General features: G+C 58.0%; 16 protein-coding genes. 13 read left to right on the top strand and 3 right to left on the bottom strand.

The window, feature by feature from the left end; translation table 11 throughout:
• Positions 1-2 precede the first annotated feature (2 nt).
• The gene (locus FTE24_RS05285) at positions 3-341 is read right to left on the bottom strand and encodes a cupin domain-containing protein (protein ID WP_150228963.1); all 339 of its coding nucleotides are present in this window, start codon (positions 339-341) and stop codon (positions 3-5) included.
• A 174-nt stretch (positions 342-515) separates the two neighbouring features.
• The gene (locus FTE24_RS05280; protein ID WP_150228965.1) at positions 516-1,355 is read right to left on the bottom strand and encodes a YitT family protein; all 840 of its coding nucleotides are present in this window, start codon (positions 1,353-1,355) and stop codon (positions 516-518) included.
• A 199-nt stretch (positions 1,356-1,554) separates the two neighbouring features.
• Between FTE24_RS05280 and FTE24_RS05275 the strand changes: the two genes are divergently transcribed.
• The 12 genes from FTE24_RS05275 (at position 1,555) to FTE24_RS05220 (ending at position 13,331) form a co-directional block, all read left to right on the top strand.
• Positions 1,555-2,142: a TetR/AcrR family transcriptional regulator gene (locus FTE24_RS05275; protein WP_150228967.1), complete on the top strand. Its 588-nt coding sequence runs from the start codon at positions 1,555-1,557 to the stop codon at positions 2,140-2,142.
• A 41-nt stretch (positions 2,143-2,183) separates the two neighbouring features.
• Positions 2,184-3,224 (top strand): NADH:flavin oxidoreductase, encoded by a 1,041-nt coding sequence (locus FTE24_RS05270; RefSeq protein WP_150228968.1) that lies wholly within the window; start codon positions 2,184-2,186, stop codon positions 3,222-3,224.
• Positions 3,225-3,459: 235 nt separating this feature from the next.
• The gene (locus FTE24_RS05265; protein WP_150228970.1) at positions 3,460-4,020 is read left to right on the top strand and encodes a DUF4334 domain-containing protein; all 561 of its coding nucleotides are present in this window, start codon (positions 3,460-3,462) and stop codon (positions 4,018-4,020) included.
• A gap of 103 nt (positions 4,021-4,123) precedes the next feature.
• Positions 4,124-4,810 (top strand): response regulator transcription factor, encoded by a 687-nt coding sequence (locus tag FTE24_RS05260; RefSeq protein WP_141449769.1) that lies wholly within the window; start codon positions 4,124-4,126, stop codon positions 4,808-4,810.
• Positions 4,811-4,816: 6 nt separating this feature from the next.
• A complete protein-coding gene (locus FTE24_RS05255; protein ID WP_150228972.1) occupies positions 4,817-6,211 on the top strand; it encodes a HAMP domain-containing sensor histidine kinase in 1,395 nt (464 codons plus the stop codon).
• Complete coding sequence (gene flgB, locus FTE24_RS05250; RefSeq protein WP_141449771.1) at positions 6,208-6,618, top strand: flagellar basal body rod protein FlgB; 411 nt, start codon at positions 6,208-6,210, stop codon at positions 6,616-6,618. The genes FTE24_RS05255 and flgB overlap by 4 nt, the downstream gene beginning before the upstream one ends.
• A 284-nt stretch (positions 6,619-6,902) precedes the next feature.
• Positions 6,903-7,103, top strand: coding sequence for a cold-shock protein (locus FTE24_RS05245; RefSeq protein ID WP_141449772.1), 201 nt, complete (start codon positions 6,903-6,905; stop codon positions 7,101-7,103).
• Positions 7,104-7,271: 168 nt separating this feature from the next.
• On the top strand, positions 7,272-8,447 hold the full coding sequence (locus FTE24_RS05240) for a GntR family transcriptional regulator (RefSeq protein WP_160441657.1): 1,176 nt from the start codon (positions 7,272-7,274) through the stop codon (positions 8,445-8,447).
• A 180-nt stretch (positions 8,448-8,627) separates the two neighbouring features.
• Positions 8,628-9,938 carry a glycoside hydrolase family 125 protein gene (locus tag FTE24_RS05235; RefSeq protein ID WP_150228976.1) on the top strand — a complete coding sequence of 437 codons (1,311 nt, stop codon included), beginning with the start codon at positions 8,628-8,630 and terminating at the stop codon, positions 9,936-9,938.
• A gap of 37 nt (positions 9,939-9,975) precedes the next feature.
• Positions 9,976-11,352 carry an extracellular solute-binding protein gene (locus tag FTE24_RS05230; RefSeq protein ID WP_160441656.1) on the top strand — a complete coding sequence of 459 codons (1,377 nt, stop codon included), beginning with the start codon at positions 9,976-9,978 and terminating at the stop codon, positions 11,350-11,352.
• A gap of 180 nt (positions 11,353-11,532) precedes the next feature.
• On the top strand, positions 11,533-12,441 hold the full coding sequence (locus FTE24_RS05225; RefSeq protein ID WP_150228979.1) for a carbohydrate ABC transporter permease: 909 nt from the start codon (positions 11,533-11,535) through the stop codon (positions 12,439-12,441).
• A 17-nt stretch (positions 12,442-12,458) separates the two neighbouring features.
• Positions 12,459-13,331, top strand: coding sequence for a carbohydrate ABC transporter permease (locus FTE24_RS05220; RefSeq protein WP_141449777.1), 873 nt, complete (start codon positions 12,459-12,461; stop codon positions 13,329-13,331).
• 31 nt (positions 13,332-13,362) lie between these two features.
• Here FTE24_RS05220 and FTE24_RS05215 read toward each other — a convergent pair whose 3' ends face one another.
• The gene (locus FTE24_RS05215; RefSeq protein WP_237401643.1) at positions 13,363-14,277 is read right to left on the bottom strand and encodes an AraC family transcriptional regulator; all 915 of its coding nucleotides are present in this window, start codon (positions 14,275-14,277) and stop codon (positions 13,363-13,365) included.
• 235 nt (positions 14,278-14,512) lie between these two features.
• Here FTE24_RS05215 and FTE24_RS05210 point away from each other — a divergent pair, with 235 nt between their 5' ends.
• Entirely contained in the window at positions 14,513-15,493 is a 981-nt protein-coding gene (locus FTE24_RS05210) for an aldo/keto reductase (RefSeq protein ID WP_150228983.1), read from the top strand.
• Positions 15,494-15,521 lie beyond the last annotated feature (28 nt).

Genomic DNA, 15,521 nt, shown 5'->3' with positions numbered 1-15,521 from the left:
GTTCAACCTTCCTGCGCGTACGCTTCGCCCGACGTGCGGATCAGCACGACCGACAAGCTGGAGTTGACGGCGCCGCCGCGGTAAGCGAACGATTCGTGGCCGGCGACCTGCACGAGATCGCCGACCGTAACCGGCGTCTCCCGATCGTCCGCGATCATGAAGCCGCGGCCTTCGAGCACCGTCAGATAGACGGTTGCGCCGGGATGGTTGTGCGCGGGCAGCGTTTGGCCGGGCGCGAAATTCAGCACGAAGACGACATGGTCTTGTTCCTTGAAGACGATTTTTTTGGTGAACCGGTCTTCCCGGTATTCCTGAAAAGCTTGAAGCGCTTGCTGGTGCATAAGATCCACTCCCCGGATTCGGATAACAGCTATGAACGAAAGTCTTTACTTTTTTATTATAAAAGAGATCGGGAGCAGCCTCGTGATTTGAATCACAAAGCGCGCCGTACAAAAAAAAGCCCGGTTCTCCCAGAGAGAATCGGGCTGTTCCCGTATGACCGCCAGAATGGCCGCTTACGACTTCTGCAAATCGACGAACCCTTTGCCGAACACGTCCTGTACGCTGTGGATCGTCAGAAATGCTTCGCGGTCCGCCGCTTTGACGATCGTTGTGAGCAGCGGCAGTTCTTTTTTGCTCACGACGATATAGAGGATGTACACCGCATTTTGCGTGTAATACCCGTGGCCGCTCAGGACCGTGACGCCGCGGTCCATAAGCGTGCTGACCTGCCGGGCGATCTCGTCTTTTTGCCGGGAGATGATCGTAACGGACTTTTGCGGATTCAGCCCGGTCGTCACGAGATCGATGATCTTGGTCGCGACGACAAGCATGACGATCGTATACATGAGCTTCTCCGCGCCGATGATGAAATACGACGAAGCCGCGACCAGCACGTCGCAGAGCAGCAGCGCGTAGCTGATCTTCCAGCCCCAGAACTTGTGCATCAGCCGGGCGATGATGACCGTGCCCGCCGTCGTGCCTTCCACGCGCAGGATCAGTCCGATCCCCAGCCCGATAATCGCGCCCCCGAACAGGGCATTGACCATCAGGTCGTCCGACGCCACCTGCCAGCCGGTCGTCACGTGCAAGAACAGCGAATGCAGCGCCACGGCGATTACGGTATATCCGACCGTCTTCTTGGGCAGCAGCCGGCAGCCGATGCCGAGCAGCGCCATGTTGAGAATCAGGCTGCTCCAGCCCGGCGACCAGTCCAGCAAATAATACAGAATGATCGTGATCCCGACCACGCCGCCTTCGCCCAGTTCGTGGGGGATGACGAATACGTTGATCCCGAGCGCAAAAGCAAACGCGCCAAGCGCGATGATGGCGATGTCCCCAACCGTTCTTTTCATGATCCGCAGTCCTCTTTTCCGCGATGCCGCGTCCTTAACGAATACGCACGCACGAATCTGCATTCATTTAAGCACGGAATTCCGCACGTTCTCAAGAACTTGGACTACCAAGATACCATGCTAACCGAGCAGCCGACTAAAGCATGGCGAGTTTCGATTTATATTTGACTGCGCGGTCAACAACTGATAAGATCCGGGTATGAGCAGACCTAGAGAGTTTGACGCCGACGCCGCGCTTCACCAATGTATGGAGGTTTTCTGGGAAAAAGGCTTCCATGCCACTTCCTATGAAGACCTGACCCGCAGCACGCAGGTGAAGAAGCAGAGTCTGTACGGCGCGTTCAATAACAAACGGCAGTTGTTTCTGCAATCGCTTCGCGTCTATCGGCAGCAAGTCCTCGAAGCGTTGGAACGCCGCGTCGCTTCGGCGAAGACGCCTGTCGCGAAGCTGGAAGCGATCTGCGAGGCGGCGATGCAGCCAGGCGGAGAGCATACAAGGCGAGGCTGCCTGATGATCAATGCGTCGCTGGAGTTCGGCGATGCCGACGAAGAAGTCGCCCGCGAAGTGCGCACGATGCTATTGCGGGTGCAAGAGATCATCGAGCAGGTCGTCCGAAGCGGGCAGGAACAAGGAACGATCACTGAGCAGATGGGCAGCCGCGCTTTGGCCGCCCATCTGAACAACGCGCTCGGCGGAGCGAAGATCATGGAGAAATCCGGTGCTTCCCGGGAAGAAATCGCGGACGTGCTGCATACGGCGGTCGCATTGATGAAGAAGATTTGCTAAAAAATGTTTGCTAAACCAACAGCCACAGGAGGATTTATCCAATGACCGAGAACGCATCCGTTCAATCGTTGTTTCAACCGTTTCAGGGCGGAGGTCTATCGCTGTCCAACCGGATCGTGATGGCGCCGATGACCCGCCAATTTTCGCCGGAAGGCGTACCGGGCGAAGACGTCGCCGCCTATTACCGCCGCAGAGCCGAGAACAAGGTCGGCCTGATCGTCACGGAAGGCACGGTCATCGACCATGCCGACGCGTCGAACCAGAAGAACGTGCCGCATTTTTACGGCGAAGCGGCCCTGGCCGGCTGGCGCAAAGTCGTGGAAGACGTGCATGCGGCCGGCGGCAGGATCATTCCGCAGATCTGGCATATGGGCGCCCGCGGCCAGGTCGGTGAATACACCGAGTCGGAGATCGAAGAGCTCGTGCGCCAGTTCGCCCTGTCGGCCGCGGCCGCCAAACAACTCGGCTTCGACGGGATCGAGCTGCACGGCGCGCACGAATATCTGATCGACCAATTTTTCTGGGCCAAAACAAATCCGCGTACCGATCGTTACGGCGGCGATATGGTGGAACGGACCCGCTTTGCGGTCGAAGTGATCGAAGCGTGCCGCGAAGCCGTCGGCCCGGACTTCCCGATCGTGTTCCGCTTCTCGCAGTGGAAAGGAAGCGATTATACGGCGAAGCTTGCGCAGACGCCGGAAGAACTGGAAGCTTTCCTCAAGCCGCTGAGCGCGGCGGGCGTCGACGTGTTCCACTGCTCCACGCGCCGCTTCTGGCAGCCGGAATTCGAAGGTTCCGATCTGAACCTGGCCGGCTGGACCAAGAAGCTGACCGGCAAACCGACGATTACCGTCGGATCGGTCGGGCTGGACGGCGAATTCCTGAGCTTGTTCAAGGAAGGCAAAGGCGCCGGCGTCAGCGGCATCGACGATCTGCTGAAGCGTCTGGAGAACGGCGAGTTCGATCTGGTCGCGATCGGCCGCGCGCTGCTCGCCGATCCGGCCTGGGCGAGCAAAGTCGAAGGCGGACGCCAGGATCAGCTGGTCGCGTTCTCGCCGACCGCTTTGCAGACGTTGAACTGAATGCTTTGACCACAAGGCCCCCGCGAAACTTTTGCGGGGGCCTTTTTTGAATTGCGGTTAACGGTGGGGGATTCCGGGTTCGTTGAACAGGCAATCGCCCCGTGATACGATCAAACCACGGCGGGCGCGGCGGACGGACTGCGCGAAGTACGCGAAACGAAATACGCGAAACACGCGGAATAAGCGCAATCCTGCACCCGCGCCCGATTCGACCCCGGCAAAGGAGAGAAGCTCCATGACTTCGGCAACAGAAAAATTGAACCGGATGCGCAGCGAAGGCGCGTCGCAGGAAGAAGCGTTTGCGCTGTTCGACAGCCTGGAAGCGGCCGATTCGCCCGGCATGCTCGATTTGTGGAGAGGAAGCGAGATCGCGACCGGACATCCGCTCGAAGGGCTGCTGACGGTATCGGGCTGGTACGGCAAACAGTTCGATAGCGCCGAGCACGTCCACCCGCTTGTTTTTCAGAAAAAGAACGGCGATCTGTACGCGGTCAATCCGATCTGGATTCCGATGAACCTGCCGTTCGACAAAATCCCGCGCGGTCCGATCCGCCCGGCCATGACGCTTGCCCGCCCGTTCGTTCGAACGCGCAAAAGCGCCGCCCGGCTGCGGCAGATCGAATATCGGGGAACCGTAAGCGCCGCGATGGTCTACGACCATAAAGACATCATCGACGTGTTCCGCAAAGTGGACGAGGACACACGGCTTGCCGTCATGGACATCAAAAGCCTGAATAGCGACAAAAGTTACTTTTTCGTGCTGGAACGCATGCGGGGCAAAGCTTTTCGTCCGTGATGAGTCCCTAATGAGTCCCTGATGATTTGTATGAAAAAATTTTAATCCGGTCTTCAGCGGCCTTTTATTGAAGTACGATAGACTGGGATGGAGGAGGACGCGCATGCGCATTTTGGTCATAGAAGACGAAGAAGCCCTGTCCGATTTCGTCGTGCTGGAGCTTCGGCATGAAGGGTACGAAGCCGTGCCCGTGTACGAAGGGCGGGAAGGGCTGGAAACGGCGCTAAACGGAGAGTGGGATCTGGTGCTGCTCGACCTGATGCTGCCGGGCCTGAGCGGAATCGAAGTGTGCAGACGCCTCAAAGCGGCCAAAGACACGCCGGTGATCATGATCACGGCCCGGGGCGGCGTCATGGACCGGGTGACGGGACTCGATACGGGCGCCGACGATTACATGCCCAAGCCGTTCGCGATCGAAGAACTACTGGCCCGGATCCGGGTCATTCGCAGGCGGCAGGAGAAAGCGGGCGCTTCCGCCCCGATGACGCTGACGTTCAAAGACGTGGAACTGAATATCGAGTCGCGCATGGCCAGGCAGGGCGACCGCTGGATCGAGTTGACCAAAAAAGAATACGAGCTGCTGTTTACGTTCATGAAAAACGTCGGCCGGGTGCTGCCGCGCGACCTGCTCGTGGAGCGGATCTGGGGACACGACGTGGGAATCGAGACGAATATCGTCGACGTATATGTCCGGCACGTACGCAACAAGCTGGATACAGGCGGCGATATCGAGACGTATATCCGGACCGTCCGGGGAATCGGCTATGTCATGCGGCACGAGAACGAGTAGGGCACCGTGCGGACCAAGTTGAAACTCAAATGGAAACTTACGCTGTGGGGCGCGTTTCACCTGATCCTGCTGTTCCTGTTCTATAATCTCATCCAGTTCTCCGTTCTGCAGAGCTGGGTGCACAACCACGAGAAGGACATTATTCGCAAAAACATGGAAGAAGTCGTCGCGTACCTCGAACTGATCGAGCCGGGCGGGAAGCTTGCGGACAGCCGGGATTTTCTCGCGGTCCTGAACGAACGCTACCAGATGATCCGCATCGTGGACGAATCCGGTACGCCGGTCGTGTCCGTCTCGGATCAGATGCCCGCAAACGGAGTGCCTGCGGCGTACGGCGCTTCGGAAAGTCTGGAAAGCGTGGCGACCGAAGGGGATACGCTGCTGCTCTACCGCAAGCCGATTCGATTCGCTTCCGCGGCGCTGTCGGTCGAAATCGTGCGCAATCCGGAAAATTTCGAGAGTCTGCTGCACCTGATCGCGAGCCTGCTCGTCGTGACCTCTTTCGTGTCGATCGCGCTCAGCCTCGTCGGCGGCCGCCTGTTGTCGTATCAACTGCTCAGCCCGATCAACGATATGATCCGTACAATGAAGGGCATTCGGGAAAAAGGACTCAAAGAACGGGTGCAGATCGGCGATCACCGCGACGAATTGACGGAACTGTCGACGATGTTCAACGAACTGATGGACAATCTGTCCCATTCGTTCGACCAGCAGCAGCGGTTCATCGAAGACGCTTCGCACGAATTGAAGACGCCGCTGTCGATCATCCACGGCCATCTGTCGCTGATCAAGCGCTGGGGCAAAGACGACCCCGCCGTGCTGGAGCGTTCGATCCAGCTCAGCTTGAACGAGACGAACCGGATGATCCAGATGGTATCGGAACTGCTTGTGTTGACCCGGATCGACGAAGACGCTTCGGCGCTCGGCAGCGGGCCGGAACAGATCCGGGTCAAGCCGGCGCTGGAAGAGATCGTCGAGAATTTCCAGACGGTGCATCGACAATTCGAGATTCGCGCACGGCTTGAACTGGACGAAGAAGCATCGCTGCCGATTCGCAAAAGCCATCTGCAGCAAATCTTGATCATCGTGCTCGATAACGCGATCAAGTATGCCGGAGACGTCAAACGGATCGAAGTGACAGCGGCGATCGAAAACGGGCAGCTGCGCCTTGCGGTCAAAGACTACGGCACCGGCATTCCCGCAGACGAGCTGCCGCTGGTGACGAACCGGTTCTACCGGGTCGACAAATCGCGCAGCCGCAAGCAGGGCGGGAACGGACTGGGGCTCGCGATCGCCAGCCGGCTGCTGGACCTGTACGGCGGAGACCTCAAGCTCGGCAGTCTATACGGGGAATGGACGGAAGCGGTCATCCGGATTCCCGCGAGAGGAGAACAGACATGATTCAATCCAGCAATTCCAAGCTGCACCAGTCGCTGCTTCAGGCGCTGAACGCGCGGCACGAAGTTACGGTCAACAATATCGCCAACGCCGACACGCCGCATTACAAAAGAAAGACGGTGCAGTTCGAAGACGCGCTTCGGCGCGCGGTCGAAGGCGAGCAGGGCAAAGAGCTGGACCTCAAACGCACGCATGCGCGGCATATCACGCTTCGGGCTCCCGGCGAGGCGCTCGTGCCTTACCGGGTCGTCCAGGACGCGAACGCCAAGATGAACAATAACAACAACAGCGTGGACATCGACAAGGAAATGGCGACGCTGTCGGAGAACCAACTGATGTACAATTACGTCTCCGACCGGGTCAGCGGGCATTACAAGAAGTACAAAGAGCTGCTTCAGAACCTGAAGTAAACCCGCATTAACCTTCGGAATCGACAGTGAAAAAGAAGCGGGGCGCGAGCGGCGTTCGGCTTCTTTTTTAAAAATAAATAAAAAAACCCCGTTAAGGATTGCGTTTAAGGAAAAGATGGGTTATAGTAAGGGTATAGCAAATGCAAACGCAATCTAAACTCACTTATTTCAGAGGGTTATAGTTTGGTAGAGCAATAACCTTGTGAAATATGTGATTTTTTATTTTATCGGATTCTTTCTGAATAAACAAAGTCATGTAAATATAATATTTGGAGGTACCTCACATGCAAACAGGTACAGTAAAATGGTTCAACGCGGATAAAGGATTTGGCTTCATCGAAATCGAAGGCGGCAACGACGTATTCGTTCACTTCTCCGCAATCCAAGACGAAGGTTTCAAAACCCTCGACGAAGGTCAACGCGTAGAATTCAACGTTGTTCAAGGCAGCCGTGGACCACAAGCGGAAAACGTTGTAAAACTGTAATTCCGTTATCAAAACACCTTTAGCTCACGCTAAAGGTGTTTTTTTGTGTGAAAAAAACGGATATAAATGATATGATAGGATATGTTATATGGTTGTTCCATACAAATCCAATATAAAGGTGATGTTATGCCAGACCTGTCTTTGTCTTTAAAACCGAGATATGAACGCATGTATATCGAACTTCGCGCACGTCTGCGGCGGGGTCTCTACAAAGTGGGCGACAAGCTGCCGTCGGAGAAAGAACTGATGAAACAGTTCGACGTTAGCCGTATCACTTCGAAAAAAGCGCTCGATATGCTGGTACAGGAAGGATATATCGTTCGCCAGCCCGGCCGGGGGTCGTTCGTTATCCGTGAGGATGACGAGCAAGGCCGGGCCGACTCGGTAGGCGAGCCGCTTGATCCGCGGGAACAGGCCGCAGCCCGGCGGCGCCCGGCCAACAAGCAGATCGTGATCGGCTTGATCCTCGAAGATTTTAGCGACAGCTACGGCAAAGAGATGCTGGCCGAGATGGAGCGGACCGCCCAGCGGCTGAACGTCTATCTGATGATCCGCCTGTCGTTTTCGCAGCCGACGATCGAAGAAAACGCAATTCGCAGCCTGCGCGAATACGGAGTAGACGGACTGATCATCTATCCGACACGCGGGCAAAGCTTCAGCTCGGAAATTTTGCGGCTGGTGATCGACCGCTTCCCTCACGTGCTCGTCGACCGCTATTTCAAAGGGACGGAATCGGCTTCGATCAGCACGGACAACATAGAGGCGGCGCGGACCGGCATGAACCATCTGCTGGATCTGGGCCATCGCCATATCGGGCTGCTCGCTTCCAAAGTGACGGACAACGTGGCGATCGAAGAGCGGATCGAAGGATTCGTGCGGGCGCATGCCGAGCGCGGCGTCGTGCTGGATCGCAGCTACTGGCTGACCGATCTCGCCTGGAACGCGGAGACGGAAGCGGAAGAACTGCAGCACGTTCGCGGCAACGTGGAGTTGATCCGGCGCATGGTGGAGCAGCATCCGCAGATGACAGCCATTTTCGCGATGCAGTACGAACTTGCGCTGTTCGCCAAAGAAGCGCTGGATCATGCGGGTATCCGGATTCCGGAACAAATCTCGCTGATTTGTTTCGACAGCCCGCAGGCAAGCGCAGCTTTGTATCCGTTTACACACCTGCAGCAGGATCAGCATTCACTCGGCCGCCTCGCCGTGAAGAATGTTCTGAAACTGATCGCCGGCGAGACACTGCCCGGACGAATCTCGTTGACGGCCGATCTGATCGACGGCCTGTCCACCGCGCCGGCTCCGGACGTCGGATCGAACGCGGGAGCCAACCCGAACACTTGACCCCTGATTCAAGGAACTGCAGCTTGAAATTCATCTCCAAAAAGCCGGACGGGATAAGATCCCGTCCGGCTTTTTTTGCCGTTGTTCAATTAAATATTATATTATAATGTATTGACATACTATTTAGAGCGGACTATGATAATCGCATCAATGTAAGCGCTCTATATAAGGAGGGTTGTCATGAATGAGCAGAAGAACAAAATTATTCCTCTGTCGGTGGAAAGACTTATCGCGGACGTGACCGAAAAGTTGGGAACGCGCACGAAGTTGGCTTGCATGTTCGGGAACTGTATCCGCAACACGTTGACGACGACGCTTCGCCCGCAGCAGGACGGGACCGTATTCGTCATTACCGGCGATATTCCGGCCATGTGGCTGCGGGATTCGGCGGCGCAGGTGAGGCCGTACCTGCTGCTGGCGAACGAAGACGAAGCGATCAGCGATCTCGTGAAGGGGGTGGTGCAGCGGCAGATTCGCTGCATTTTGCATGATCCGTATGCCAATGCGTTTAACGAGAGCGCGAACGGCAGCGGACACCAGGACGATCGGACGGAGATGACGCCGTGGATCTGGGAACGCAAATACGAGATCGACTCGCTCTGTTATCCGCTGCAGCTCGCGTATCTGCTCTGGCAAAAGACGGGACGTACGGACCATTTCGACGACGAATTCCGCCTGGCCTGCCTGACGATTCTGGACGTGTGGCGGACCGAACAACATCACGGAGAAGAGTCGGGCTATCGCTTCGAACGGCTGCACGGTCCGGCTTCCGATACGCTGCCGCATGCGGGCAGAGGCAATCCCGTTGTCGTGACCGGCATGACCTGGTCGGGCTTCCGCCCGAGCGACGATGCGTGCGAGTACGGGTATCTGATCCCGGCGAACCTGTTTGCCGTCGTCGTGCTCGACTGCATGCAGCGCATCGCAAGCGACGTCTACGAAGACGCGGAGCTGAGCCGCTCCGCGGCCGAGCTGCAGGCGGAGATTCGCGGCGGCGTCGAGCGGCACGGCATCGTGGACCATCCGGAATTCGGCCCGATGTACGCCTACGAGACGGACGGGAAAGGGAATTACAACCTGATGGACGACGCCAACGTCCCGAGCCTGCTCTCGCTGCCTTACTTCGGCTACGGCAGGGCGGACGACGAGCTGTATGTCAACACGAGGCGCTTCATCCTCAGCGAGCATAATCCTTATTATTACAGCGGCACTGCCGCGCAGGGGATCGGCAGTCCGCATACGCCGCCGCGCTATATCTGGCATATATCGCTGGCGATGCAGGCGCTGACTTCCACGGACCGGGAAGAGCGGGGACGGCTGCTCTTGCTGCTCGAGAACACCGACGCGGACACCGGATTTCTGCACGAAGGCTTTCACGCCGACGACCCTGCCCAATACACCCGGGAATGGTTCTCGTGGGCGAACGCACTGTTCAGCGAACTCGTCTTGACCTACTGCGGCTATGACGTGCCCGGCATGCAAATGAAATAACCGAATGGCTAACCAATTAGGCAAAGGGGCGATTGTGATGAAAAAGCAAACTTACAAATGGACGGCCGGCGTACTGCTCAGCTTGTCCGTGTTCACCGCGGCTTGTTCTTCCGGGGGTACGGGGGCGACGCCGGCGAATACGGCCGACGGCGGTTCGGCGGCCGACAGCAAAGTAGTGAAAGTGGCCTACGGCAAATGGAACGATACCGACGTATGGGGCAAATGGCTTACCGGGGTCAAAAGCGAATTCGAACAGCAAAATCCGGGCGTCACGGTAGAACTTCAGCCGATCCAGGGCGCGCAGTACGCGACCAAAATCCCGCTGTTGATGTCCGATACGAAGACGGCCCCGGAAGTGCTGGCTGAAGACTCGTTCATGATCAACGCCGATAGCGCGGCCGGATATCTGGAACCGCTCGCAGTCGACGAGTGGAGCGATTGGGGCCAATTCAACGAAGGAATCAAAGCGGCCGTTCAAGGCAAAGACGAAAAAAGTTACGGCGTGCCGTTCTCAACCGACGTACGCGGCCTGTACTACAACAAAGCGCTGTTCGAAAAAGCCGGCCTGCCTGTCCCGTGGGAACCGAAAAACTGGCAGGATATCCTGACGGCCGCGCAGGCGCTCAAAGATACACAGCCCGACATCATCCCGTTCTGGATGAACTCCGGCAAAGCCGGACAGGAAGCGACGACGATGCAGACATTCGAGATGCTGCTGTACGGCACGCAGGATACGCTGTTCGAAGACGGCAAATGGGTCACGCAGAGCCCCGGCGTCATGAGTACCCTGCAATTCATCGACGACATTTACAGCAAGGGCCTCGGTCCGCAGCTGTCGCAGGTCATGACCGCGCAGGCCGGGCAAGTGCTGGAGACCGACCTGATGCCGAACCAGAAAGTGGGCATCGTGCTGAACGGCAGCTGGCTGCCGGCTACATGGGCTTCGACCGGCAGCAAGCCTTGGCCGGAAGCGCTGGACGTGTACGATTTCGTCAAAATGCCGACCGAAACCGGCCAAGCGCCCGGTTACACGTCGATGTCCGGCGGCTGGACGCTTGCGGTCGGAGCCAACTCCGCCGAGAAAGACCTTGGCTGGAAATTTGTCCAGATGGCGGTCAACGAAAAGCATAACAAGACCTATGCCATGCTCGATAGCGCACTGACGCCGCGCACCGACGTAGCCGCGGATACCGAATACGTCAATCAGCCCGGCACGCTGTATGCCAAAGCGGCCGACGTGATCGAGTACACCCACGTCCGCCCGAGCAACTCCGATTATCCGCTCGTCTCGACCGCGATTCAGGAAACGGTCGAAAAAGTCGTGACCGGCGGAGCCGATCCGCAGGATGCGATGACCCAATTCACGCAAAGCGTGCAGCGAAGCGTCGGGGCCGACAAAGTCATGACGAAGTAAGCACTCCCCCGCCGATCCGGACAGGCGGCCGGTCGCCGGGCAAGCGGGCAGACGGGCCGCCTGTCCGGTGTACGGCCGCAAGAGGCGCAACAAACAGGTCGTGAGCGGCCCCCGCAGGCGGACGCAAGACGGGTCCGCGGCGGAGGCGATCACGTCAAGCTACCGAGGAGGAGACCGCAGATGGAGACCGTACAAGCGCGCAATTCCGGGATGAAGCGCCGCCGCAATGCCGAACAATGGCGCGCGTTCGTTTTTTTGTCGCCAAGCTTTGTTTTGCTGCTCGCTTTCTTTTTCGTTCCGACCCTGCTGACGTTTTATTTTGCTTTTACGAACATGGCACTGACCGGAGCCGCGGCGGTGGATACGCAGTTTATCGGCTTTGAAAATTTCAAAAACATGTTCCAGGATGACAGCTTCCGCACTTCGGTCTGGAATACGCTGATCTTCTTGATCTTCTCGGCGGTGATCGGCCAGCAGGTGATGGGCTTTATTATCGCGGTGCTGATGAACGGGCGCAGCCGGACGTTCCGCAGCGTGATCGGCTCGATCGTGATCGCGGGCTGGGTCGCGCCGGAAGTCGTCTGCGCGTTCGTCTGGTTCGCTTTTCTGAACGATACGGGCACAGTCAACGCTTTCTTGCAGTCGGCCGATATCAAACCGATCGCCTGGCTGTACACCTTCCCGATGGTCTCGGTCATTATCGCCAATATCTGGCACGGGACCGCTTTTTCGATGATGGTGTTCCAGGCCGCGCTCGGCGACGTGCCGCGCGAGGTGGAAGAATCGGCCATGATCGACGGCGCGAACGCCTGGCAGCGGCTGACCCGCATCACGCTTCCGATGATCATAAGCTCCGTCACGACCAACATGGTGTTGGTGACGCTGCAAACGCTCGGTTCGTTTACGCTGATCTATGCGCTGACCGGCGGTGGGCCGGGCCTGGCGACAGAGACGCTGCCGATCTATATGTACCATCAGGCGTTCGTGAATTACCAGTTGGGCTACGGCACGGCGATTTCGCTGATGCTGCTTGTGATCGGTATCGTCGCAAGTTTGCTCTATATGCGGATGCTTAAAGTGAAGTTGTAGAAAAGGAGGACAACCCGATGACTACCGTTCACAAAGTTCCCCGTGTCGGAACTCGCAAGCGCAAGCCGAACCGGTACGCGGTCGCGCGCGTGCTGCCTTACCTCATCTTGAGCGTGATCGGCCTGCTGTTCCTGCTGCCGCTGTTATGGCTCATTTTCGCGTCGTTCGACAAGGAAGCGAGCCTCGCGCTCAAGTTCCCGGTTCAATTCACGCTCGACAACTATCGGGACACGCTCTCCAGCTCCGAGAACCGGCTGTCGTTCGCCAACGGGCTGCTGCTCGCCCTGGGCCAGGCGCTGCTCGTGGTAATCGTGGCGGGGCTGGCGTCCTATCCGCTGTCGCGCTACCAGATGCGGTACAAACGTCCGTTCATGTACGTGATTTTGTTCGCCACGGGGCTGCCGCTTACCGCGGTCATGGTGCCGGTGTATCAATTCTTTCTCTTTTTCGGGATGCAGGACTCGCTGTTTTTCACCATTTTGTTCCTGACCGCTTCGGCGCTGCCGTATTCGATCTGGATGATGAAAAACTTTATGGATTCCGTGCCGCTGGAACTGGAAGAAGCGGCCTGGGTCGACGGGGCATCGGTCTGGACGACGCTGCGCCTGATCGTCGTGCCGCTGATGCTGCCGGGCATTTTCACGGTCGGAATCTTCGCTTTTTCGGGGAGTTGGGGCAATTTTCTCGTCCCGTTCATTTTGCTGCAAAGCGCGGACAAACTGCCGGCGGCCGTTACGATCTATCAGTATTTCGGGCAAAACGGCATGGTGCAGTACGGCATGCTGGCTTCGTTCTCGGTACTGTACACGATTCCGGCCGTTGCGCTGTACGTGATCGGCCAGCGTTATATGTCGCAGGGCTTCAGCTTCGGCGGCGCAACCAAAGGTTGAGTCCGGGAGCAAGCCGCGCCCAACTGTCCCGCTACCCTTCCCGCATGCGCCGGATATCCGCGCGGGGCGACAAGCCGAACAGCCGCGAATATTCGCGGCTGAACTGCGACTGGCTCTCGTAACCGACCCGAAGCGCGATCTCCGCCACGTCCGCCGATTCCGAGAGCAGCAGGCGCCGGGCTTCCTGCAGCCGCAGCTGCTTCTGGAATTGGATCGGGCTCATGGCCGTCACTTCCTTGAACTGCCGATGCAGCGAAGACACGCTCATATGGGCAAGTTCCGCCAATTCTTGAATCCGAAACGGATCGGCGTAACGGACGAGGATATGGTCGATCACCTGCCGGACCCGCTTGGCGCTGCCGGCTTCCAGCGCCAACTGCCGCAGCGCTTCGCCGCTCGGACCGTGCAGCAACCAGTACAACGCTTCTTTTTTGTACAGCGGGGCGAGGGTCGAGATATGTTGAGGGCGGTCCAGCAGCGACGCAAGCCGAAACATGGCGTCCGCAAGCATCGGCTCGCTCTGGCCGACGAACAAGGCGCGCTTCGGCTGGGTACGCCGGGGCGGAAGCAGATCGCGCTCCGTCAGCAGGTCGAGCACTTCGCCCGGCGAGAATTCGAATTTGATCGCCAGATAAGGGACGTCATCCGTTGCTTCGGTCACCTGACCGGTCAGCGGCAGTTCCATCGACGTGACGATATAATCGCCGGTCCCGTAACGGAAACGTTCTTCGCCGAGCAGTACTTCTTTTTGTCCCTGCACGATCAGGCAAAACGAACTTTCGCTCACCCGCGCGATCCGCTCCGTGACGGCGGACTCGCGGATCAGGAACAGCCGCGGAATCGCGGTGTCGTGCACGCCGTCCTGCAGGGCATGGCGTTCGATCAGCCGGCTCAAGGTGTACACCGCTCCGGCTGTGTGCGTCAAACGGGTCGTCATGCTCGTCATACATCTTCCTCCTTTTTTTAAATCCGTCTGTACGCTTCAAGACCTTCCGGTTTCTGTCCGATGTTTCTGCTACTTCCACTGTACCCGATGTTCGCCGCTTGAGAAAGAGCGCCGGGAGGATTGGGCAAAAATTCGCGCGGAATGGACGTCGAAACAAAAGGTGGTATATGGCATAATGGGAAGCAATCGGAAGCCGGATCGGTTGCGCCGGCTCGCCAGAAGGAGGAAGACAAAGATGGAATATGTGAAGCTTGGACGTACAGGATTGGACGTCTCCAGATTCTGCCTCGGCTGCATGGGCTTCGGCGACGCGAAGAAATGGGTGCACCCGTGGGTGCTGAACGAAGCGGACAGCCGGCCGGTCATCCGCCAAGCGCTGGAGCTCGGCATCAACTTTTTCGATACGGCCAACGTGTATTCGCTGGGCGCCAGCGAGGAAATTCTCGGCCGCGCGATCCGCGATTACGCCAACCGCGACGAAGTGGTGCTCGCCACGAAGCTGCACGGGCGCATGCACGAAGGACCGAACGGCGCGGGCTTGTCCCGCAAAGCGATCCTGAGCGAAATCGACAAAAGCCTGGCCCGGCTCGGGACGGATTACGTCGATTTGTATATCATTCACCGCTGGGACCCGCATACGCCGATCGAAGAGACGATGGAGGCGCTGCACGACGTGGTCAAGTCCGGCAAAGCCCGCTATATCGGCGCTTCCGCCATGTACGCGTGGCAGTTCCAGAAAGCGCTGCATACGGCGGACAAGCACGGTTGGACGAAATTCGTCTCGATGCAGAACCATTTGAACCTGATCTACCGCGAGGAAGAACGGGAAATGCTGCCGCTGTGCCGGGAAGAAGGGATCGGCGTGACGCCGTACAGTCCGCTCGCTTCCGGAAGATTGACGCGCAGTCCGTCGGAGACGACGAACCGCTCGGAGACCGACCGGGTGCAGAAGGCCAAATACGACGCGACCGCAGACGGCGATGGTCTGATCGTCGACCGGGTCGCGGCGCTTGCCGCCGAACGCGGCGTCCCGCGCAGCCATATCGCGTTGGCGTGGCTGCTGCAAAAAGAGCCGGTCGCGGCCCCAATCGTTGGCGCGACAAAGATCGCCCATCTCGAAGACGCGCTCGGCGCGCTGGACGTGCAGCTGACGGCTCGGGAAGTCGCTTTTCTGGAAGAACCGTATGTACCGCACGGGATCGTGGGACACGAATAAGCGTCCGCCGGAACCTCTTGACAGATCT

This window comes from Saccharibacillus sp. WB 17 (assembly GCF_008634075.2).
In the GTDB taxonomy this organism is placed as follows: Bacteria; Bacillota; Bacilli; order Paenibacillales; family Paenibacillaceae; genus Saccharibacillus; species Saccharibacillus brassicae.
The sequence above is the reverse complement of the archived record's forward strand: the minus strand, read 5'-3'. Positions and strand labels throughout refer to the sequence as shown.